Annotated in this window: 22 protein-coding genes and 1 pseudogene; 8 read left to right on the top strand and 15 right to left on the bottom strand. The window is 43.0% G+C overall.

Going from position 1 to position 22501, the window contains the following annotated elements; genetic code table 11:
* Positions 1-37: 37 nt before the first annotated feature.
* The gene (rpsA, locus tag CDH51_RS15155; RefSeq protein ID WP_100629312.1) at positions 38-1798 is read right to left on the bottom strand and encodes a 30S ribosomal protein S1; all 1761 of its coding nucleotides are present in this window, start codon (positions 1796-1798) and stop codon (positions 38-40) included.
* 295 nt (positions 1799-2093) lie between these two features.
* Between rpsA and CDH51_RS15150 the strand changes: the two genes are divergently transcribed.
* The gene (locus tag CDH51_RS15150; RefSeq protein ID WP_317045953.1) at positions 2094-2828 is read left to right on the top strand and encodes a lysophospholipid acyltransferase family protein; all 735 of its coding nucleotides are present in this window, start codon (positions 2094-2096) and stop codon (positions 2826-2828) included.
* On the opposite strand, the gene CDH51_RS15145 is transcribed toward CDH51_RS15150, so the two are convergent.
* The 4 genes from CDH51_RS15145 to CDH51_RS15130 all read right to left on the bottom strand — a co-directional run bounded on the left by CDH51_RS15145 (position 2800) and on the right by CDH51_RS15130 (position 7286).
* The gene (locus CDH51_RS15145; protein WP_100629311.1) at positions 2800-3471 is read right to left on the bottom strand and encodes a hypothetical protein; all 672 of its coding nucleotides are present in this window, start codon (positions 3469-3471) and stop codon (positions 2800-2802) included. The genes CDH51_RS15150 and CDH51_RS15145 overlap by 29 nt on opposite strands.
* A gap of 6 nt (positions 3472-3477) precedes the next feature.
* Positions 3478-4845, bottom strand: coding sequence for a pyridoxal-phosphate dependent enzyme (locus tag CDH51_RS15140; protein ID WP_100629310.1), 1368 nt, complete (start codon positions 4843-4845; stop codon positions 3478-3480).
* A gap of 91 nt (positions 4846-4936) precedes the next feature.
* A complete protein-coding gene (locus CDH51_RS15135; protein ID WP_100629309.1) occupies positions 4937-6577 on the bottom strand; it encodes a putative ABC exporter domain-containing protein in 1641 nt (546 codons plus the stop codon).
* Positions 6570-7286, bottom strand: a complete 717-nt coding sequence (locus CDH51_RS15130) for an ABC transporter ATP-binding protein (protein ID WP_100629308.1) — start codon at positions 7284-7286, stop codon at positions 6570-6572. The genes CDH51_RS15135 and CDH51_RS15130 overlap by 8 nt, the downstream gene beginning before the upstream one ends.
* Positions 7287-7380: 94 nt before the next feature.
* Here CDH51_RS15130 and CDH51_RS15125 point away from each other — a divergent pair, with 94 nt between their 5' ends.
* The gene (locus CDH51_RS15125) at positions 7381-7989 is read left to right on the top strand and encodes an outer membrane beta-barrel protein (RefSeq protein WP_100629307.1); all 609 of its coding nucleotides are present in this window, start codon (positions 7381-7383) and stop codon (positions 7987-7989) included.
* 3 nt (positions 7990-7992) lie between these two features.
* Here CDH51_RS15125 and CDH51_RS15120 read toward each other — a convergent pair whose 3' ends face one another.
* Genes CDH51_RS15120 through CDH51_RS15105 form a run of 4 tightly spaced genes read right to left on the bottom strand, consistent with a single transcriptional unit; the run spans position 7993 to position 11510 of the window.
* A complete protein-coding gene (locus CDH51_RS15120) occupies positions 7993-8919 on the bottom strand; it encodes an aspartate carbamoyltransferase catalytic subunit (protein ID WP_024283475.1) in 927 nt (308 codons plus the stop codon).
* Positions 8920-8922: 3 nt separating this feature from the next.
* The gene (gene pyrR, locus CDH51_RS15115) at positions 8923-9471 is read right to left on the bottom strand and encodes a bifunctional pyr operon transcriptional regulator/uracil phosphoribosyltransferase PyrR (RefSeq protein WP_100629306.1); all 549 of its coding nucleotides are present in this window, start codon (positions 9469-9471) and stop codon (positions 8923-8925) included.
* Positions 9472-9507: 36 nt separating this feature from the next.
* On the bottom strand, positions 9508-11115 hold the full coding sequence (locus tag CDH51_RS15110) for a hypothetical protein (protein WP_100629305.1): 1608 nt from the start codon (positions 11113-11115) through the stop codon (positions 9508-9510).
* Positions 11112-11510: an EVE domain-containing protein gene (locus CDH51_RS15105; protein ID WP_100629304.1), complete on the bottom strand. Its 399-nt coding sequence runs from the start codon at positions 11508-11510 to the stop codon at positions 11112-11114. Before CDH51_RS15105 ends, CDH51_RS15110 begins: the two co-directional genes overlap by 4 nt.
* Before the next feature lie 189 nt (positions 11511-11699).
* On the opposite strand from CDH51_RS15105, the gene CDH51_RS15100 reads away from it, so the two are divergent.
* The 3 genes from CDH51_RS15100 (at position 11700) to CDH51_RS15090 (ending at position 14389) form a co-directional block, all read left to right on the top strand.
* Positions 11700-13361, top strand: coding sequence for a DNA polymerase/3'-5' exonuclease PolX (locus tag CDH51_RS15100; protein WP_232724837.1), 1662 nt, complete (start codon positions 11700-11702; stop codon positions 13359-13361).
* A gap of 200 nt (positions 13362-13561) precedes the next feature.
* Positions 13562-13849: a hypothetical protein gene (locus CDH51_RS15095; RefSeq protein ID WP_024283480.1), complete on the top strand. Its 288-nt coding sequence runs from the start codon at positions 13562-13564 to the stop codon at positions 13847-13849.
* 63 nt (positions 13850-13912) lie between these two features.
* Positions 13913-14389, top strand: coding sequence for a hypothetical protein (locus CDH51_RS15090; RefSeq protein ID WP_100629302.1), 477 nt, complete (start codon positions 13913-13915; stop codon positions 14387-14389).
* Between the two features lie 61 nt (positions 14390-14450).
* Here CDH51_RS15090 and CDH51_RS15085 read toward each other — a convergent pair whose 3' ends face one another.
* The 4 genes from CDH51_RS15085 to CDH51_RS15070 form a co-directional block, all read right to left on the bottom strand.
* Entirely contained in the window at positions 14451-16988 is a 2538-nt protein-coding gene (locus CDH51_RS15085; protein ID WP_100629301.1) for an ATP-dependent Clp protease ATP-binding subunit, read from the bottom strand.
* Positions 16989-17069: 81 nt separating this feature from the next.
* Entirely contained in the window at positions 17070-17693 is a 624-nt protein-coding gene (locus CDH51_RS15080) for a WbqC family protein (protein WP_100629300.1), read from the bottom strand.
* Positions 17693-18322 carry an L-threonylcarbamoyladenylate synthase gene (locus tag CDH51_RS15075; protein ID WP_100629299.1) on the bottom strand — a complete coding sequence of 210 codons (630 nt, stop codon included), beginning with the start codon at positions 18320-18322 and terminating at the stop codon, positions 17693-17695. The genes CDH51_RS15080 and CDH51_RS15075 overlap by 1 nt, the downstream gene beginning before the upstream one ends.
* Before the next feature lie 44 nt (positions 18323-18366).
* Complete coding sequence (locus tag CDH51_RS15070; protein WP_100629298.1) at positions 18367-18783, bottom strand: (deoxy)nucleoside triphosphate pyrophosphohydrolase; 417 nt, start codon at positions 18781-18783, stop codon at positions 18367-18369.
* A gap of 158 nt (positions 18784-18941) precedes the next feature.
* On the opposite strand from CDH51_RS15070, the gene mltG reads away from it, so the two are divergent.
* The 3 genes from mltG to CDH51_RS15055 are packed head-to-tail and all read left to right on the top strand — an operon-like array spanning position 18942 to position 21379.
* The gene (gene mltG / locus CDH51_RS15065; protein WP_100629297.1) at positions 18942-19991 is read left to right on the top strand and encodes an endolytic transglycosylase MltG; all 1050 of its coding nucleotides are present in this window, start codon (positions 18942-18944) and stop codon (positions 19989-19991) included.
* A 1-nt stretch (position 19992) separates the two neighbouring features.
* Complete coding sequence (locus CDH51_RS15060) at positions 19993-20397, top strand: acyl-CoA thioesterase (RefSeq protein WP_024283487.1); 405 nt, start codon at positions 19993-19995, stop codon at positions 20395-20397.
* 13 nt (positions 20398-20410) lie between these two features.
* Positions 20411-21379, top strand: a complete 969-nt coding sequence (locus tag CDH51_RS15055; protein WP_100629296.1) for a YihY/virulence factor BrkB family protein — start codon at positions 20411-20413, stop codon at positions 21377-21379.
* A 544-nt stretch (positions 21380-21923) separates the two neighbouring features.
* Here the strand turns inward: CDH51_RS15055 and CDH51_RS15040 are convergent.
* Positions 21924-22085, bottom strand: a complete 162-nt coding sequence (locus CDH51_RS15040; RefSeq protein WP_157807128.1) for a hypothetical protein — start codon at positions 22083-22085, stop codon at positions 21924-21926.
* A 160-nt stretch (positions 22086-22245) separates the two neighbouring features.
* A pseudogene (locus CDH51_RS15035) lies at positions 22246-22458 on the bottom strand (RHS repeat domain-containing protein); the annotation flags it as partial.
* Positions 22459-22501: the final 43 nt, after the last annotated feature.

Raw genomic sequence — 22501 nt, 5'->3', positions numbered from 1 at the left:
TTGAAGACATTTCTTCTAGATTCTAAAATCTAGCTTCTTATTTTTTGCCTTCCATTTTCTCTTTCAACTCTGCCAAAGCATCCAAATCACCTAGGGTAGACTTTTCAGCAGGCTCAGAGGAAGAAGTTTCTTTCTTCTTAGGAGCCTTCTTAGCAGGAGCTGGCTTCACATCTTCACGGAAAGTAGCTGTGTGAGAAAGAACAATTCGCTTGTCATCTTTAGAGAATTCCATCACTTTGAAATCCAAAGACTCACCAACCTCAACTTGAGATCCGTCTTCCTTCTCCAAGTTTTTGGAAGTAGCAAATCCTTCTAGTCCGTAAGGAAGCTCCAATACTGCGCCTTTGTCATTCTTAGAAACAACAGTACACTTGTGATCAGAACCGATTGGGAATACATTCTCGAAAGTATCCCATGGATTCTCTTCAAGCTGCTTATGACCCAAGGCCAATCTTCTGTTTTCTACGTCAAGCTCCAATACAGCTACATCAAGCTCATCACCTACTTTAACAAACTCAGATGGGTGCTTGATTTTCTTAGTCCAAGAAAGGTCAGATACGTGAACCAAACCGTCGATACCCTCTTCCATTTCTAGGAAAAGACCGAAGTTAGTCAAGTTACGAACCACACCTTTATGCTTGGTACCTACCGCATATTTGGTAGACATATCTTCCTTAGTCCAAGGATCTTCGGTCAATTGCTTGATACCCAAAGACATCTTTCTTTCGTCCTTGTCCAAAGTCAATACAACTGCTTCGATTTCGTCTCCTACTTTCACGAAGTCAGCTGGGTTTCTCAAGTGCTGAGACCAGCTCATTTCAGAAACGTGGATCAAACCTTCAACTCCAGGAGCCAACTCCAAGAACGCACCGTAATCAGCTACATTGACGATCTTACCTTGTACTTTGGAACCAACCTCTAGGCTGCCTGCCAAAGAATCCCAAGGATGAGCAGTCAATTGCTTCATACCTAGTGAAATACGCTTCTTGTCATCATCGAAGTCCAATACAACGATCTGTACTTTCTGGTCAAGCTGCAATACTTCCTCTGGATGATTGATACGTCCCCAAGAGATGTCTGTGATGTGAAGTAGACCATCTACACCACCCAAATCGATGAATACACCGAAGTTGGTCATGTTCTTGATCACACCTTCCAATACCTGACCTTTCTCTAGGTTGTTGAGGATTTCTGCTTTTTGCTTCTCGAGATCTTTCTCGATCAAGACTTTGTGAGAAACGACTACGTTATCGTTAGCGTGGTTGATTTTCACCACTTTCACTTCCATTTTCTTACCTACATAGATATCGAAATCTCTGATAGGCTTCACGTCAATCTGAGAACCTGGCAAGAAGGCTTCTACACCGTAGATATCTACGATCAAACCACCTTTGGTTCTACGCTTTACAAGTCCTTCGATCACGCTGTCATTTTCGAACGCGCTCTCGATGTCCTGCCAAGCCTTGACGATTTTGGCTTTTTTACGGGAAAGGATCAACTGACCCAAAGCATTCTCTTGCTCTTCGATGAATACTTCTACTTCGTCACCTGGCTTGATGGATTCCAAGTCACGGAATTCGTTCAATGGAACCAAGCCATCGGATTTGAAACCAATATTGATGATCACGTCCTTATCGTTCACACCTACTACAGTTCCTTTGATCACTTCTTTCTCAGTGATCTCGTTCAATGTACCCTCATACATCGCGGCCATTTGCTCACGCTGCTCTTTGGAGTACCCTTCTCCGAATCCTTTGGTCTCGAAGTTTTCCCAGTTAAAATCTGAATTGTTTGACATAATAGTGTTTGATCCTTGTAATTCCGAACCACTTTCGGATCATGAAGTGGCGGTTTTTTGTTTGAAGATCAATGCGTTAGACTATTCCAAAGCACCCCGCTCACCCGAACGGACTGCAAAGGTACTGATTTTCTGTGATTTCTAGAAAATCCTATAAAAAATTAAAGGGATAGCATCATTTTGAAAAAACTTTGGAAATTGTCCTTTAAAAGAAAAAGCCCCGAAACGCATCGGGGCTTGTGCAAGCAAAGAGTTAAAGGATTATTTTCGAACCCAAAAATAACGATTATTTCGGATGATCAAGTTCTTCCAATGGATTTATACGATTTACTCAGCCTTGATTTTCATCATCTTGATGATTTTGCTTGGGCTATTTATGGTAATTCCTTCCTTGATTTCTGAACGTGGCGATCGAATTTCCTTTTTCTTTATCCGACTGTGGGCTGGAATCTGGTCTTTCCTCTCCGGGATACGCTATCAGGTAGAAGGATTGGAATACATTGATCGAACACAGCCCTACATTTTCATTTTCAATCACCGTTCTTTTGTGGACGCGCCGGTCATCCCCATGGCTATCCCTCAAACGCTGAAAGCCCTTGGTAAAATGGAGCTTTCGAAGATCCCGGTTTTCGGTTGGATTGTGGGTAGGTTTGCCATTTGGGTGGATCGTACCTCCACCGAGTCCCGAAGAATAAGTCTGGAAAAACTCGTCGAAATCCTTTCCAAAGGTAAATCTGTGGTCGTAGCACCGGAAGGAACCCGAAATGACAGCTCAGAAACCCTGCTGCCTTTTCACAAGGGAGCTTTTCGCCTTTCCATCGAAAGTCAAATCCCAATTTTACCCATGGCAGTAATAGGAGCCGATCGGATAATGAAGCGGGGATCGCTTTTGCTAAGACCAGGAAAAATCAGAATTTATTTCTCAGAAGCTTTACAGCCATCCCATCCCTCACCCACTGCTGTTGATGATTACACAGCCAAATGCCGTAACCGACTTGAGGCTATGCTTCTGGCGCATGAGGAAGATTGACAGTTCCCTCATCTTCTACTAAATAGTCTCCTGTCAAATCCTCAAAAGCGGCATAGATTGCTAAATAGCTAACGGGACCTGTTACCAAAAGACCTACCCCTAAAAAGAGCAAGCCTACTAGATTAATCACTAATAGGAGTAATAGAAATGCGAAAAAACGCCACCAGATTTTGGTGATCAGCTTCCTACTAAATTCCATCGAGGTCCAGAACTCCAAGCCGGCAAATAACACAAATGGCATAGCAAAACTATAAGCCACTGCCAAATAGATCCCCGGAATAATCAGTGCAATAATCCCCAAAACAGTCAAAATACCGACTACCAGATTAACCACTATTACCGGAAACCAAAACTTGAAGCCATCAAAGAAGTGATTGAATTCGAGTGGCTCCTCACGACTAACCCGATTAGCAGCTAAATAAAAGCCTGCTGTCAAAGCTGGAGTGACGAAGATGGAAATAATCCCAGCAAAATCTTCGAGAAACCAAGTAGCTCCCGCAGAAATTGCAATTATTACCAAGAAAAAAGCTATAAACATTCCTGGGTTGGAGGTAAACAGCTCCCAGCCTCGTCTTAAGGCCTTATCAATGTCAAAATGTACAGGCCTTTGGAGCATCTGCTCCAGCTTATTCGGATTGATCATGGAAGATTAATTGGTGAAGGCTTCTAAAATATCATGCTTGGTAATAATATGAATATTTCCATTAGCATCTCGTACCAAAACCGCTTTTTCCTTCTCGATCATGGAAGAAAGTACATCTAGCGTGCTATCACCAGCTACGAAAGTCATGGAATCTTCCATCACATCGGACACATGTGCGTCCTTCAAAACCGGATTCTCAATGATCTTGGAAAGCAATTTGGTATCGGTGACACTTCCTACTACTTCCCCTCCGTCCAAAACCGGGATTTGAGATACACTAGTTTTATTCATCAGTGCAATTGCCTCTCTTACTGCATCTGATTTTTTCACGGCGATCAAACTATAATCTGAAGGTCGCTTGGAGATAATATCCCTAGCCGTAGCATAGCTTTTATCCTCCATAAACCCATGATTCCGCATCCAATCGTCATTGTAAACCTTGCCCAAATAACGCGTACCATGATCTGGTAAAATCACCACCATTTGATCGCCTTCTTTCAAATTTTCTCTCGCCCACTCCAATGCACCATGAACGGCAGCACCACAAGACCATCCGATAAAGAGTCCTTCCTCACGAGCGAGACGTCGGGTCATGACCGCAGCATCCTTATCAGTCACTTTGATAAAATGGTCAATCACGTCGAAGTTGACATTTTTGGGAAGGATGTCTTCTCCGATTCCTTCTGTCAAATAAGGATAAACCTCCTTTTCGTCGAAGACCCCGGTTTCCTTGTATTTTTTGAAAACTGAACCATAGGTATCTATTCCCACAGTCACAATATTTGGGTTCTGCTCCTTCAAGTAAGTAGCCGTACCACACATGGACCCACCTGTACCGACTCCTGCAGCATAATGGGTAATCTTTCCATCGGTATCCTTCCAAATCTCAGGCCCGGTTGTCTCATAGTGAGCGGCCGTGTTGGACATGTTGTCATACTGATTGGGGTAAAAAGAATTGGGGATATCTGCATTCAATTTCCGAGCAACGGAGTAGTAAGACCTTGGATCTTCAGGCGCAACATTGGTTGGGCAGACGATCACTTCTGCACCCACAGCCTTGAGGATATCAATCTTTTCTTTGGACTGCTTATCAGCCATGGTAAAAATGCACTTGTAACCCTTCGCCACAGCTGCCAAAGCAAGCCCCATACCGGTATTACCTGAGGTTCCCTCGATAATGGTACCTCCCGGTTTTAAAATTCCTGCCTTCTCGGCATCCTCCACCATTTTGATAGCCATTCGATCTTTCATCGAGTTGCCTGGATTAAAGTACTCTACTTTGACCAGCACCTCCCCTTTGATGTCTTTGGCTACGCGATTCAGTCGGATCATCGGCGTATTTCCGATGGTTTCAATGATGGAATTATAAATCATGTCTTCGTTTTATTTGGGTTGGGGCAAAAATAAGAGATTTTTCATCCCCATTAGAAGGAATCGAAAAAGAATGGCCTAATTCCTATGGTGTTTAATTAGCCTCCTTAAACTCCAAGCGGGTAAGTACATCCAAGGCCACATGAATCAAAATAGCTGCAACAAAACTCATCCCAATTGCTACCGTGAGCATCATCCAGACAAACTGCTTGGTCAGTACGAAAACAAGTATTCCAAAAATCAAAGCTGGAATAATCCCAAAAAGAAAGATCCCGATCAGCATGACTGGTTTGATAAGCTTTCGGTCCCAGCCCTCCTCCAGAGAGATTTGAGGAATCAGATTAATACAAACCCCTATCATGTAAGAAACTAGGATCCCAAAAATGAAAATGGGTATCATGAGCAAATGCAAGCCTGCTATCAGGACGGAGGGAACAATCATGACGGCTGCAAAGAGTAAGATTTGAACCAGGTCTAACTTGATCAAATTCCAAAATTTAGCAGACCAGGATGCTGGAATCAAAAAGAAATAGGGCTTTTTGAGATCTCCAATATTCGTGCGGCCGATTCCCGCCAGAAAGTAAAAGCCCAGAAGCACTAAAATGTATCCGTTCAGGACTTTATGCGAAAACCAATCAAAACGTGACAATACTGCGAAGACTATCCCGATGCCGGCCATGACTAGGCTGTAAACCCCAAATAGAGGGTGAAAGTCCTGTCGGCTGGCATGCACATAATTCCTCCAGTAAAATGCTTTGGCCCCTACCCCGAAATCAGGAAGTGCGAGCTGCTTTTTAGTATTCAAGCTGCCTGTTGCCTCAGAAGCCTCCTTTTTACCCTTGACCTTATCTCGTTGGATTTCATTGGACTTGGTGACTTCGAGTACGTCCTCGTAGTAATAGCCGGCAAATTGAATAACCAAGCGAACAATCAAATAATACGTCAAAACATACAAGCCAAAAAAGGCCAAAGCCAAGATCAGGTTTTGGTGAAAGGCATAGCTCATCATTCCACGAGTCCAACCGACAATCGGAAACAGATCAAACCAAGGCGAAGCGATCCAGCTAAACATTCCTTGCCAAAACTTCTCTGCCATCAAACCGGGTATCAATACCATTGCACCTAAAATTACCGCCAATCCAGTGACACCATTCTTGATGGGTTCTAGAATATCGTATTTAGTATGGAGCGTATAGATCAAAAAACGAATGGGAGATAGCAGGAAGAAGAAAAAGGCAAAGCCAAATAGAATGAAGAAGATATTATCCGGCGAGAAATCAAGTGTCCCAGCCATCTGACTCCCGGCATACACTAAGAAAATGATACTTCCACCCAGGGAGGGCAAAATGGACCTCCCCATGTAGTAGATCAAAATATTTTCAGGTTTGACAGGCCCTGTAAAAAGCAGGTTTACGTCTGCCATGGTAAAAAAGCTAACATTCCTTTTAGTGGCACGGAATAACTGATACAAGAGAAAACCCAAAGCTAATACCGTCACTCCGCCAATAATATTCTGTACAGCAAAATCCACTTCCGGAAGTCCATTTGCGTCCAATTCCGGCATTTGGCTCTCCATATCTTCCGCACGGTCACGCATCCGCATGGTGTAGATAAAGAAAAAATAACCCACGATCGCTGCATAAGGAATCAGTCGAAGGGGATTTCGCAGGATTAGCAGGATATTATTTTTCAGGATCAGCAGATCCTTCCGAATCAGCAGTTTGATCTCATTCATCCTTTGTCAATTCTAAAAATATATCCTCCAGTGTTCCACTCTCTCCTTGTTCGAAGGTCTGCTTCAAATTGTCAAGTGTATCATTTCCAATAATATTCCCATTTTTCAAAATCATGATTCGATCTGCAATCGTCTCTACCGAATCAATCAAGTGGGTACTGACTAGAATAGTCTTTCCAGCTTCTTTTAATTCTCGAAAAATCCGTTTGGTATTTCGGATAGCCTTTGGATCCAAACCGATCATAGGTTCATCAAAAAACAACACCTGCGGATCCGGTAAGAGCGCACAGCAAATAGATACTTTTTGCCGCATGCCTTTCGAAAGGTCTTTTCCTAGTTTTTTGGCTTTATCCTGCAGATCGTAAGTTTCCAATAATTCATGGCCTTTTGCCTTCCAGTCTCGCACGCCATAGGCTTGAGCTACAAATTGTAAATGCTCCTCAACCGTCAGCAAGTCATAGACATAAGGGGTTTCCGGGATGTAACTGAAAAGGCGTTTGGCCTCTATCGATAGGTGATCGTATCCACCAATTCTGATTTCTCCAGATGTTTTGCGTAGCAAGCCTACGATACATTTCATGGTGGTACTTTTCCCGGCACCATTTGGACCAAGCAAACCTACCACTTCACCTCCCTGAAGGTCGAAAGTGATGTCATTGACAGCGTTTTGCTTACCGTACTTTTTGATCAGATTTTGGACTTCCAGCATAAAAATGCAATTTGATTCTAAAACTAGGATACTTTAATTGAAGTTTAGTAATTCTGGAACCTTTTTTGCCTGTGACTGACAAAATAGAAACGATATGAAGAAATTACTCACACTTTGCTTATTCATCGGACTTTCCACTTTGACTTTTGCCCAACAGGCCGGAAAATTCCGAATCGGAATGGACTTAGGACCTGCTATCCCAAAAGATGGAGGCATAGGTGCACTGGTCAATATCGAACCGAAAATCAATGTACGAGATAATCTCAATGTTGGTATTCGCCTTGGAATAGCCGGACTCGCCAAAGACGTGACGTATTTCGATATTTCTCAGGATTATGAAGGGGAAGTGTCTGCCAATGTATCTGTAGCTGGCACCTTGGATTATTACTTCAATAACGGAGGGAGTAATTTTGCACCTTACATCGGGGCTGGATTTGGCTACTATGCGCTGAGTTCAGTCGAAATCGATGCTGATGCAATTGATAATACCGATGTTGGAAATCTTGAAGCCAATTTCAAATGGTCACCAATGCTTCGTGCAGGTATCGAACTTGGAAGATTCAGAATGGGAGCAGAATATAATTTTATTCCTCCTTCAAATCTTCAAGACACCTCAGGAGCAGTGATTGGTGAGGCGATCAATCAATATTTCGGATTTACGTTTGGATTCTATGTCGGTGGAGGCCGCTGGAGAAAAAGCTAAAAATTAGCTCCTGACCCCTGCCAAAAGATAGAGAACAGCCATTCGCACGGCTACCCCATTTTCTACCTGCTGCAATATAATTGCTTGCTTAGAATCAGCTACGTCTGAAGAAAGCTCCACTCCTCGATTAATCGGACCTGGATGCATCACCACGATTTCTTTATCTAGTTGCTGAAGCATCTTTTTATTGATCCCGTAGTAAAGGGAGTATTCACGAAGACTTGGAAAATACTTGATTTGCTGCCTTTCCAGTTGAATCCGGAGCACATTCGCTACGTCACACCAAGCTAAGGCTTTTCGAACATCCAACTCCACTTTTACTCCCAAGCTTTCAATATGCTTTGGCAAAAGCGTAATCGGTCCGCAGACCATGACCTCCGCTCCAAGTTTTTGCAGACAAAAGATATTCGAGAGTGCTACTCTAGAATGCAGGATATCTCCAATGATTGCGATTTTCTTTCCTTGAAGATCGCCTAGCTTTTCTCTCATCGAAAATGCATCCAAAAGTGCTTGCGTGGGATGTTCGTGTGTGCCGTCCCCTGCATTGACAATATTGGCACTGATATTTTTCGAAAGAAAATGAGGTGCACCCGGGCTGCTATGTCTCATCACAACCATGTCCACTTTCATGGAAAGAATATTGTTGACAGTATCTACCAGCGTTTCTCCTTTTTTGACGGAGCTGTTACTGGAAGAGAAATTGACCACATCGGCAGAAAGCCTTTTTTCGGCTAGCTCAAAAGAAAGTCGTGTCCGGGTTGAGTTTTCAAAAAAGATATTGGCAATGGTAATGTCTCGAAGAGATGGTACTTTTTTGATCGGCCGATTGATAACCTCTTTGAAGTTTTCCGCCGTATCCAGAATCAGATTAACATCCTCTTCAGTGAGGTTTTTGATTCCAAGAAGATGGCGGGTGCTGAGCTGAGACATAGGTTATTTCTTTTCTTTTTCGGTGATCCAAACGGCATCTTCAGGCTGTCCTTGGGAGGCCCATTCTACGACTACATATTGAGAATCCAAGGTATTCACACGGATCCCAAAATAATCCGGCATGATGGGATAGTCGCGGGTAAGCTTTCGATCGACCAAGACCATCAATTCGACTTTTTGAGGACGACCAAAGGCAATCATCGCATCCATCGCGGCACGAACAGAGCGACCTTTGTAGAGTACATCATCTACGAGAATCACTTTCTTTCCCTCGACCAAAAAATTGATTTTTGTTTCATTTGCCTTCAAAGGAAAATCTCTCCTTCGAAAATCATCCCGATGAAAAGTGGCATCCAAGTATCCGGCTGGCACTTTTTCGCCAGAGACGATCTCAAGTTCTTTGACTATGCGATCAAGAAGTACTATCCCTCTTGGCTGAAGCCCCAATAGCACAGTATTTTCAAAATTGTCGTGATTTTCGATCAGCTGATGGCAGAATCGCTTGAGGACAATCTGAATCTGCTGCTGATTTAAAACTAGCCTTTTTTGCATGGGTTGGATTTGCCGTAAATATAAAAAGAAATATGACTAACGAGGATCCTCCGGCTCGAAGAGATCACCTGCTACGAGCACTTTTGAAAAGAAAAACACCTCTTTGCTACTTGCTTGTCCATTTTCTCTCTGAAATCGGATACGCTGCGTTCCCGTAAGCAAAAAGTATCGGTCATACCAATGGACAAGCTGAAGGCTCTCCATGTTAGTCTCTGCTATTCGCTCATTTTCATTGAGTAGCTCTAGTTCAAAATCCAAATTATCGAAGATTTTTTCTCCATCCTTGAAATAAGAAAGCCTAATCTTGTCGTCTCTTACATAGGCATGGTAGAATTCATCACCGACCACAGCTATCTCACCGAAGGGAAGAATATAGTCTGTCAAGAGATCATCATAGGTAGCGGAATTATCCCAAATTACTCTTCCATCTTCTCCTAACTTGACAAAATGAGCCGAGATGTAACTCAACTCTGAATAAACGGCCTGTCTGCCCCGTCCCAAGGATCTGACATAAATTGGATCCAAAAAGTCCGAACTGTTAGTCATTCGACTCCAATCATTACTTCGGTAAGAGTTCGGCGCAGAAAGCGGTGCTCCTCGAGAATTAATAACATTGTAATGATCAAAAAACAGGTAGGTACCATCCTGATCTTTTCGCACGTCGCGAATCGTGTAAACATTGCGGATACTCGGTATCTTATCTCGGTCTACCTGCTTCAGCACATCAGCGTCTTTTCTCGATTTTGACTTTTCATCCAAATAATTGAAGAAATTAGGAAAATCTTCCAAGGTATAAAGTCTGCTCTCGTACTCCCCAAACTCATTGATATCCAATCGGTACATTCCCAAGTAGGAATCCCTTCTTGCCAAGCCAAAAGAACCATACATTTCCTTTCGGTATGGACCATCCTCCACCACTACTGCCTCGATGATTTCCTGGCTTTCCTCTCCAAACTTATCCACCTTTACTTCCCGAAGGAGATTTCCTAGCAAATCATACGTATTCAAAATCACCTCTGTACTGCGATAGGGTCCCTCTCGGCTAATGACCACCTCAAAAGCTTCAACCTCAGGCATTTTTCGGATTTGTAGGATTTGGGTGTCATTTCCATATACCCCTTGTACCGTATGTACACTTTTATCGATAAGACTGTAGACTTGGACAGCAGGCCGCATATTTGCTACACCCATAAAAATCGCCCGATCATTCTGAACCAAAAACTCCCTTAGCTCCAAATCGAGCAAATTATCCAGATCATAGTCGAATCCCTGTTGACTTACCAAATCGATCTTGCGTACATATTTATCACCGGTAATTCCTGTCCCCTTTTGAAACAAAATGTATAGAAAAGCTCCATCAAGATCGTAGCCAATCATGTCATAACTCGGCTGAACAGGAAGCTCTATCAATCCTGACTCGGTATTCAATTCCCTATCAAAAAGCATGTATTGAAAAACCCGGTCACCAGAAAATGCCCGCTTGGCAATGGTACGGAATGCTATCATGCCATCGTCCGTCCTCACCATCTCAAAAAGCGGATCAAAATACTCGGACTCGACCTCAAACCTAGAAACAAATTCTACCTGACTGAATCCCGGTAAGGTCATGAAAAAGGAAATCAAAAAAACTAGAATAAATCTCATTGGGCCATTTTTAGGATTAATTCAAACTCATCTTTACCCACCGGTAGCACCGAAAGTCTAGACTGCTTTAGCATGGGTAAATCTGCCAGACGATCTTCAGCCTTTATCTGAGCTAAGGTTACGGGATTTGTGAGCTTTTGATGCACAGAGAGCATAATCGCCGTCCAAGCCTCATCTTTTGGGTCAGGTAATGGGGATGAACTGACCTTAGCGATTCCAACCACCGCCTTTTCTTTTCCAGAGTGATAAAATAAAACCAAGTCTCCCTGCCCCATTTCACGGAGATAATTCCTTGCTTGATAATTACGAACACCATCCCAAATATCCTCTTGCTGCTTTTCAAAATCATCCCAAGAGTAGGAATTGGGTTCACTTTTGACCATCCAATAATTCATAGCTCAATTTTCTAATATTTTCTTTCAGAAAGAAACCACATCAGATTAATTAACGGTTCTTATAAGATAAATGATCAGACTTTATTTTAAAACAAATAATGAAGACATTTGTCATCATTCTGCAACCAAATTTTATTCGTTTTGGACCACAAGACCATCCTCAAAAAAATCAAGCTTACCATTCAGCTCATGGAGCTGCACGATGAAAACACCTTCAAAATCCGTAGCTACCAGTCCGCTCTCAATTCGCTGGAGCGAGGCGATGCGGATATCATGGAGCTGAGTGAGGATGAATTGTCCAAAGTACCCGGAGTAGGAAAAAGCATTCTCGAAGCTATCAAAAGCCTGAAGGAAAGTGAAAGCTTTCCCCAGCTTGATCAACTCCTGGAAAAAACTCCACAAGGCATCCTGGAAATCCTACAAATCAAAGGACTGGGACCAAAAAAAGTAAAAACTCTTTGGGAAGAACTGGGAATTACCTCCACTCATGAATTGATGGAAGCCTGTCAAAGTGGAAAGGTGGCTAAAATCAAAGGTTTCGGTGAAAAAACACAAGACACGATCATTCAAAACCTAGAATTCAAAGCCTCCAATGCCGGTAAATGGCTTTATGCAGATATTGAGGAGGTATTGGAGAGTCTTACAGAAAAACTTGAAAATGAACTAAAAGAATCTAAAGTTTCCTTGGTTGGAGAATATGCCCGCAAAATGGAGATCATTTCTCAGGCAGAATGGCTGATTGGCGCAGGGAACATTTCGTCTATCAAAAAGAAAATTGAGGATCTGGAGGATTTTGAAATGGACGCGTCCCAATCGGGACCATTTTCGATTAGAGGAAAAGTGAAATCCGTAGATCTGAAATTCACCATCCACCTTTGCAGCCTGAATGATTTCCCGGTGAAGCAGTATGCACTTTGCGCCAGCCCACTTCATCTTCAAAGCAAAATCTCTGAAAATCTATCCATTGGAGATGCGCTGAGGGCGAATGGATTCAAAAACGATTCGGAATTTTTCTCCCAACACAAACTTCAGTACATCCCTGTAGAAATGCGGGAAGGCTACGGAGAGGTTCAGCTGGCATTGGAAGAAAAGCTTCCCGATCTACTGGAAGAGAAGGACCTAAAGGGAATCCTTCACAATCACTCGACTTACAGCGACGGGAAGCATAGTCTGAGACAGATGGCAGAGTATTGTAAGGAGTTGGGATATGAATATTTGGGAATTTCTGACCACTCACGTACAGCTAGCTACGCAGGGGGCTTGGAGATCGAAAAAGTCCAAAAACAGCAGGAAGAAATTGACCTGTTAAATAAGGAGTTGGCGCCTTTTAAAATCTTCAAAGGAATAGAATCGGATATCCTCGGAGACGGGAGTCTGGACTACCCGGATGAGGTCTTGGGAAGTTTCGACTTCATTGTATCTTCCATCCACTCTATCCTAAACATGGACATCAAGCGTGCTACAAGTCGACTACTTGCTGCAATTGAAAATCCTTACACCACCATCCTTGGACATCCCACCGGAAGATTACTTCTCAGACGGGAAGGATATCCTATCGATCACAAAACCATCATCGATGCCTGTGCAAAGCATCAGGTAGCCATAGAAATCAATGCCAATCCTTGGCGTTTGGACCTGGACTGGAGATGGGTGCGCTATGCCATGGACCAAGGAGTGATGCTATCCATTAATCCCGACGCACACGAAATGGATGGCTACGGGGACATGAAATACGGAGTCTTAGTTGGACGAAAAGGAGGGCTAACTAAAGAAATGACCCTAAATGCCCTAAGCCTACAAGAAATTGAAAACTATTTCTCCAAAAGAAAAAAAGAACTAATCCAGAAATAGATTTCAACTCACCTGAGAAGAATCCTTATCTTCAACAAAATTCACTCACCATTCTAAAATCAAACTTGCCTGGAGCAAACAGGCATGACCCCAAGCGACATGCAGAGGGATGCCCCTATGAATCGGGCTATCAATGCGAAGATTCTCCCGAATTAAGTTCGGGACAAGCTATCTGACCTTTAAAAATCAAATATAGACACATGAAATGGACTGACCTGCCGGAAGGCGTACTACTACAACGATCATTTTTATTCGGTATCGTAGGAATAATCTTAGCCACCTTGTCGATTTTCAATACCCAATTTAAACTGGTAGATGCTCCGATGGGCCCTTTAAATGGAGTTGCGATGTTACTTCAATTTTTCGGATTGAGCCTTGCCATCATGGTGATGAGAAAGCGGAAAGTAAAAAAGGAAGACATGGAAAAAGCAAAAGTAATGACCCTGGTGCTTGGAGTAGCTTTGTTATTTTTCATTCTATCTCTTTAAAAAAAATCACCCAGAAAGTAAAAAAATGCGTTGATTAGAAAAATATTCTAATCATCAGCTAAAATGAAGAAAATCAAAATCCTTTCAGCACTCTTTTTGGCCCTTGTATTTCAGGCCACCTATGCTCAGCAGATGAGCACCACCGGTCAAAAACCAACAGAATTTAAAGTAGTCACGGTAGTCGAATCCATCGTCCCTATGGGTATTGGTCGCTCTCGAATCATCGACAGTCAGACGAAGGTAGACGCCTCCAACTTCACTACCGAAAGAACTGACGGAAAGAAAAGCAATCAAAACGAAATTGAGCGGGGCAAGATCAAAGTAGATGAACTCGAAGAAACCAAACTTTTGAACTTCTTCAGTGCCACCGGAATCAACTTCCAAAATATCGCTTCGAATGATGCGGTAATCGCATCAAAAATTAACAGCATGCTGATGGAAGGTTGGAACTTAACGTATGTCACCTCGGGAGTAGAAAGTGATGCCGGTGCCGAAGACGGTCAGGGAATATTCGTCACCCGATTATTCTTTTCGAGATAGTCAAAAAAAAATCCCGAGACTTCTGATCTCGGGATTTTGTATTTATCTGAATTTTTAATTCTTATTCTTCAGCTTTCTCTTTCTTCTTTTTGACTGTGATGGTCAACTCGGAAGCTTTTCCATCATGATCGGCAGTGATTACATCACCTTCAGAAAGATCACCTTTGAGGATTTCCTCGGCAACAGCATCTTCTAGGTACTTTTGAATCGCTCGATTGAGCGGTCTTGCACCATATTGCTGATCGTAGCCTTTTTCTGATAAGAAATCCTTGGCTTTCTCAGTCAATTCAATCTTATAGCCCAAGTCCGTGATTCTGTGGAAAAGCTTGGCCAATGAGATATCAATGATTTTGAAGATATGCTCTTTCGTGAGTGAGTTAAATACCACGACATCATCCAGACGATTGAGAAACTCAGGGCTGAAGGCCTTCTTCAAAGCAGACTGAATGGTGGACTTCATGATATCGTCCATATTGTCCTGCTTAGCCTTACTTGCAAAGCCAATTCCTGCACCGAAATCTTTCAGATCACGAACTCCAATATTTGATGTCATGATGATAATGGTATTTCGGAAATCAACTCTTCTTCCGAGTCCATCTGTCAAAATCCCATCATCCAAAACCTGGAGAAGGATATTGAACACATCAGGGTGAGCTTTTTCAATCTCATCCAATAGGACTACTGAGTATGGCTTTCTTCTAACTTTCTCTGTCAACTGTCCACCTTCTTCGTAACCTACATATCCCGGAGGCGCTCCGACAAGTCTGGAGACGGAGAATTTCTCCATGTATTCAGACATATCGATTCGGATCAAGGAATCCTCTTTATCGAATAGGTAAGTGGCCAGCATTTTGGCAAGCTCTGTCTTACCGACACCAGTTGGTCCTAGGAAAATAAATGAACCGATAGGCTTTTTAGGATCCTTCAGTCCAACTCTTGTTCGCTGTATTGCCTTGGTTAGCTTTTTAATCGCTTCTTCCTGACCAATCACTTTTCCAGAAAGCTCCTCATTCATATTCAGAAGTTTTGCTCCTTCATTCTGAGCGATTCGCTTGGTAGGAATGCCAGTCATCATAGCGATTACCTCAGCGACATTTTCTTCATCGACTGTGAAACGCTTCGTTTTGCTTTCTTCTTCCCAGCGGTTTTTGGCTTGCTCTAGCTGCTCAAGAAGTTTTTTCTCCTTATCTCGAAGCTGTGCAGCTTCCTCATACTTCTGAGATTTTACAACCCGGTTTTTCTCGGTTTTGATTTCCTCTACTTCAGCTTCTAGCTTGAGGATATCTTCCGGTACATGAATATTATTGATATGGACTCTCGCTCCCGCTTCGTCCAAAATGTCAATTGCTTTATCAGGGAGGAATCTATCCGAGATGTATCGATCCGATAGCTTGACGCAAGCGTCAATAGCCGCTTCGGTATAGTTTACATTGTGGTGATCCTCGTACTTATCCTTGATATTATTGAGAATCTGAATGGTCTCCTCAGGGGATGTAGCATCCACCATGACCATCTGGAATCTTCTTGCCAAAGCTCCATCTTTTTCGATGTACTGTCTGTACTCATCCAAAGTGGTGGCACCGATACATTGGATTTCTCCTCGGGCCAAGGCCGGCTTAAACATATTCGAAGCGTCCAATGACCCTGAAGCGCCACCAGCACCGACAATGGTGTGTAGCTCATCTATGAAAAGAATGACATTTGGAGATTTCTCCAACTCATTCATCACAGCCTTCATTCGCTCCTCAAACTGACCTCGATATTTGGTCCCTGCTACCAAGGATGCTAGATCCAAAGTGACCACGCGTTTGTTAAACAAGACACGAGATACTTTTTTCTGTACGATTCGAAGTGCCAAACCTTCTGCGATGGCAGTCTTACCGACACCTGGTTCTCCAATAAGGATTGGGTTGTTTTTCTTTCTTCGTGAAAGTATCTGAGCCACTCGCTCAATCTCTTTTTCCCGACCGATGATTGGATCCAATTTGTCGTCTTCAGCCATCTTGGTCAGGTCTCTTCCGAAGTTATCCAAAACCGGAGTCCTGGACTTTTCAGAACCTGATTTGGAAGTACCTGAACCTCCACCTGGTGAACCAAATAGTTTGGAGCCATCATCATCCGCGTCATCCGCTTCAGCTCTTGCTCTCGGACTAGCACCCGAATCAGATTGCATTTCCAGCATTTCTTTCACCGAGTCATAGTTTACATCAAATTTATTGAGAATCTGAGTGGCAATATTTTCTTCGTCACGCAAGATGGATAGAAGTAAATGCTCCGTTCCGATCAATTGACTTTTGAAAATTTTCGCCTCCAAATAAGTGATTTTCAACACCTTTTCCGACTGACGAGTCAGCGGAATATTGGCCATATTTTTCACATTGTGGTTGGCAGTACCACGAACTGCCCGCTCAATAGAAGCCCGAAGTTCATCCATTGGAACTCCAAGTTTCTTAAGAATGGAAACAGCTACCCCTTCTCCTTCACGAATCATACCCAACAGAAGGTGCTCCGTGCCGATATAGTCGTGCCCCAAGCGGAGCGCTTCCTCTCGACTAAGGGAAATTACCTCCTTGACTCTGTTCGAAAATTTTGCTTCCATTTATTTCCTTTCTGAATAGATAGTTAAACTGTACGTATGTTACCGAATTTGTTTTAAAAACACAATCAATTTAACGAATGTTCAATGTTTTTTTGAAGATGCCTGCAAGATCGATTTGGCTTGAGGTCCTTCAGCGAATAACAAATCCAAGATGGACAGGTTGGGTTCAAAGTCTAAGCCAAAATTCTGAACATAGGCCACCGGCTGATAAATATCCCGCTGCGAAAAATGCGATCCCGGCATCAGAAGCCCTCTTATGTCGGTAAATCCCTGCTTATCGGCTGACTCCGAAGCAATTTCCAAATTGACAGGCCATTGCATGATTTTCAGACAGATTGTCAGCACCTGAAGGTTCAGATCCCAAAGAAGCTTGTATTCCTGCTCAAAAAGTGCCTCGAAATAGGGGAAAATAAATTCGAAAAACGGAGTCTTTCCGTAGGCACTTTGAATCCCACGAAGATGTACTTTTTGCCATTTTTGACGGTAGTCAATCTCGATCTCACCAAGCGGAATCCGAGGTCTTCGTCCAACGATCGGGACTGAAAGCGTCTCCACTTTATTGGCCAATCGGATTTGGGTGCGGTTGAAAAAGGACTTGCGCTGATAGATGGACTGTGGATCCAAAACGAGCTTATCCGAGTCCAGAATCGCACAGAAATACTCCAGATTGGGAAAGTAATGCAAATCTGCAAAAACTGTCTTCATCAAAGAATCTCCTCCACCAAACCCAAACCTTCCCGGATGACTTCAACCTCCTCACCAGTACAGTCCAAAATGGTAGAACCCACATTCTGACCGTATCCCCCGTCGATGACCACATCCACCAGATGCTGATATTTTTCAAAAATCAATTCCGGGTCCGTGCTGTATTCAATCACTTCATCCTCATCGTGGATGGAAGTGGTGAGTATAGGCTGTCCCAATTCCTGCACCAGCATTCGGGGGACGTTATGATCAGGAACCCGGATCCCGACAGTCTTCTTATTCATCTGCATGATTTTGGGCACCTGCGAACTGGCTTCCAAAATAAAAGTAAAAGGCCCGGGAAAAGCTTTTTTCATCATTTTGAACACAGGCTTGTGAATGACCCGCGTGTATTGGGCTATATCGCTCAAATCTGCACAGATAAAGGAAAAATTATGCTTTTTGGGATTGATACCCTTGATTTTGGCAATGCGCTCTACTGCTCGCTGATTGGTGATATCGCAGCCGATCCCGTAGACTGTATCCGTGGGATAAATGACCACTCCCCCATCCCGTAAAATATCCACAATATGGCGTATCCGCTTGGGATCGGGATTCTCTTCGTATAGTTTGATAAATTCAGCTGACATAATTCTTAGTCTTAGTTGGTCAATCAATCTTTAAGCTGCCCAACTCACTTGGAAAATTGAACTAGTAAATCATCCCAATTTTCCTCCAAATACTTCACTACAGCAATATCTGCAGGTGCCCAATTTACTTCAAAAAGTTCACTTTGGCTCAGCCAAGAAAGCTGATCATGCTCATAAAGTTTGATTTCCCCGGCTTCCATTGCTGCCAAAAAGGGGATTAAAAGAATGGATTTTCTGGAAGTCATCGCATGGGTATTATTCGGAAGAGAGGCTAGGACTCGAATCCGAATTCCCAATTCTTCCGCAATTTCCCGGACGATGCAACTTTCAGGAATTTCACCCTCCTCCACCTTGCCTCCCGGAAATTCCCAATAACCCGCCAAGGGCATATCCTTGGACCTGCGGACCGCCAGTACTTTTTGATCAGCTAAAATGACTGCACAGGCAACGGGAATGGTCATATGATTCAAATTTCGTTTAATACGTAAATCCAAATATCAAGGAGAAAGCTATTCTAACCATACCTTTTTTGGATTTTCTGAAATGAGGATGGACAACTTTTCTCCAGCAAGGCCTGTTAGCAGAGAGATAAATAAAGTGTTTTCCTATTTTTGCTGCCATGCTAGCCGATAAGAAGAAAAAATTACTGCTCATCCTGATCATTACCTTTTCAGTGTTGGGTATTTCCATGACCTTTTATTTCTATCAGGTCTTTTTCAGCCCAAATGTCTTGGTCGAAAGTGACAATGATCAGCCAATTGCATTTCGCATTCCCAGCAATGCCAACTACCAATATGTGGCCAATCAGCTCTACGATCAAAAAATCATCAATGACGCGGTCAGCTTTGGTTTTGTTGCAAAGGTCCTGGACTATCAGGAGCTGGTGAAGCCGGGTCTTTACAGTATTAAGCCCCGAATGACCAACCTGCAATTGGTCAGGCTGCTTCGCTCGGGAGATCAAACACCTATCCGCATTACATTCAACAATGTGCGGACCAAGGAGGATTTGGCAGAAAAAATCACCAGTAATCTCGAAATCGAATCCGATCAATTTCTCGGCTTGCTACAGGACTCGGTTTACATCCGTAAGTTTGATTTCGACGAGGAGACCATCATGAGCATGTTTATCCCTAATACCTACGAAGTATGGTGGAATACAAGCGCGGAGGCTCTTTTTGATCGAATGTATCGGGAGTATGAAAATTTCTGGACGGAATCTCGGAAGGAAAAGGCCAAGGCTTTGGGGCTTTCCCAAAAAGAAGTAAGTACGCTTGCAAGTATCGTACAGGCAGAAAGCCAAAAAAACGACGAACGTGACCGAATAGCAGGCGTGTATCTCAATCGTCTCCGACTTGGCATGCCTTTACAAGCAGATCCTACGCTGGTATTTGCCATGGGAGATTTCTCCATCAAACGCGTCCTGAATATTCACAAGGAAACCGACAGCCCATATAACACCTACAAATATGCAGGCCTTCCTCCCGGACCGATTAATCTTCCGGATATTTCAGCTTTGGATGCGGTGCTAAATGCAGAAGACCATAATTACCTGTATTTCTGCGCCAAAGAAGATTTCTCAGGCTATCACGTCTTTGCGACTAACTTGTCGCAGCATAATGCTAATGCGAGACGCTATCAGGCGGCTTTGAATCGGGCAAAAATATTTTAATATGTACCAAGCTGATACGCAAATCCGCGTTCGATACGCTGAAACTGATCAAATGAGCTACGTATACTATGGCAATTACGCCATGTATTTCGAAGTGGGGCGAGTTGAAGCTATGCGGCAGATCGGTTTCTCCTATCGGAAAATGGAGGAAGAAGGGGTCATGATGCCGGTTTTGGAAAGTCATTTCCGATATATCAAACCAGGCAAATACGATGAAAAGCTGACTATCCGCACCAAAATTCCGAGCATGCCGGGGGTAAAAATCCGCTTTGAATATGAAGTGCTCAATGAGCAAGGAGAGCTTATCACAGAAGGCTGGACAGTTCTGGCTTTTTTGAAAAAAGAGAATCATCAACCTACCAGACCCCCAAAGAATTTATTAGATTTATTGAAACCTTACTTTTAAGTAAAGTCCAATTGTGGTCAAAAAGCGAATCAAGCAAGTAGAAAAATTCACACATGAGCAACTTCTGAGGTTGCGCAAGGTTCACTTTGGCAATCCTGACAAAAACCTCTACGATACCGGGAAGCTTTTTATCGATCAGCTACAAAAGGATGACATCACCGAGCGGGCTGGCTCCATGGCTTTTAGTTTCTTTGTCGCCTTATTCCCTTTGCTCCTGTTTTTACTCAATCTGATCCCCTACCTTCAAAACTTTTTTCCCTTGGTGACTACTGAAAATATTCTGGGATTCATCACAGAAATTGTACCCGGGGATATTTTCGAAGAGATGGAAGGAACCATCACCGATATCGTATCCAGACCCCGTCAAAGCTTACTTTCCTTCGGTTTTTTCTTTGCCCTTTTTGCCTCAAGCCAAGGAGTAATCTCTATGATGAATTCCTTTAATTCGGTTTACCAGACGAATGAAAATCGAGGCTTTTTCAAAAGCAGGGGTATATCCGTATTGATCGTATTTATATTGGTCCTAACCATCATTGTGGCCAGTACAACCATGATATTTGGAAGTATTGCCATTCAGCGGATAGAAACGCTTCATGTATTCAATTCTGAGTTCATGATTTTCCTTTTCAACTCCCTGAAATTCTTGGTTTTACTCTTGGTTTTCTATTTTTCTTCGGCCTTCATTTTCCGCTTTGCTCCGGCCGTGCATGACAAGTGGCACTTTTTCTCCATCGGGGCAAATATTGCAGGACTCTTAATCACCCTGTCCTTCTATGGATTCACTTTTTACCTGAATAATTTTGCCAGTTACAATAAGTTGTATGGCTCTATCGGTACGCTAATAGCCCTGATGCTTTGGCTATACATCACTTCCCTGATTATTCTGATTTCCTTTGAGGTCAATGTGACCATGGATTTGCTGGATGAGAAGAAAAAGCGAATGGAGGAAGAAAGCTATACCGAAATCGATTATGGTGATTAAAGCCTAATCGAGGGATATTTTTAGGCTTTAGAGATCAGTGAATTGTATCATTTTGCCCCGGGAAACTAGGTGATTCCGTACAGCTGTTGGGAGTAATCCCGCCTATTCCCAACCATATTTGTTTATGCCTAGCTAGGGGGGGGCGGAGGACAGGGAGCACATCTTCGCACTGATGGACGCATTCCTGTTCAAGTGCCAGGTACAGAACTCACTCGGCGCTTAAAAACAAAAAAGCCCGGAATCCCTGAAAGGCTTTAATTAAATTCTTGTCATTTTCCTTATCTTAAACGTAACCTTATCTTGATAATGAGGAACGCAAGAAGATAAACTACAGCAGACCAGAACAATATATTTAGAGGCAGAAAAATTAATGACACATCTGCTATTAACTTGTCCCAAGCTACAGGAAAGGTTAAAGCAAATACCATGATTTTTTTATACCAATTAGAATGCCCCCAGCTAACAAGGAAGATGGATCCAAAAGTGGCTAGCAGAGTATAAATACCCATGAACCACAAAGCTATTTTTCGTGCTAATTTATTCATTAGTTAACCCCCTGTTTTTTGAGATCATCGGTAGTTTCTTGGATACGCTTATCAGCTTCTGCTCCTGGCCTAGCCAGATCAAAATGAGCTCCATCTATTCCTAAGTTCTGGAATACGCCACGCAAAAACTCCATTCCCCTTCTCGGCGTGGTCAGATACAAGTTTAGACTGGGTGGAATTTGCAATTCCACCCTCATATCCTTACCATCCCGATGGGATATCGGGATGTAATTGGTTTTATTTCTTCAATCCTTGTTTCATAAGCAAATTACAAATTTGTTTATATAAAAAGGTTTAGTTACGAACTACACCTAGTCCTATTCATATTCCTACTACTCCCAGAGAGGGTGCCATCCCATCCGGATCGATAAACCGCATCGGATTGTTGAAGGCATAGTTGTATGGGGAATGTCGCCGCATCTGCTCCGCCATCGGATCCACCACAAACCACCTCCCGATAGCTGGATCGTAAAGCCGTGCCCCGTAATCATAAATATTCACTCCCAAATGGCCGTTTGCCTCTTTTCCGTTGTAAAGATAACGCTGTACTTATATCATTTCTTATCCTATAAGCTCA

This window comes from Algoriphagus formosus (assembly GCF_002807035.1).
Classification (GTDB): domain Bacteria; phylum Bacteroidota; class Bacteroidia; order Cytophagales; family Cyclobacteriaceae; genus Algoriphagus; species Algoriphagus formosus.
Note: the sequence above shows the minus strand (reverse complement) of the source record. Positions and strands in the feature narration are given on the sequence as shown.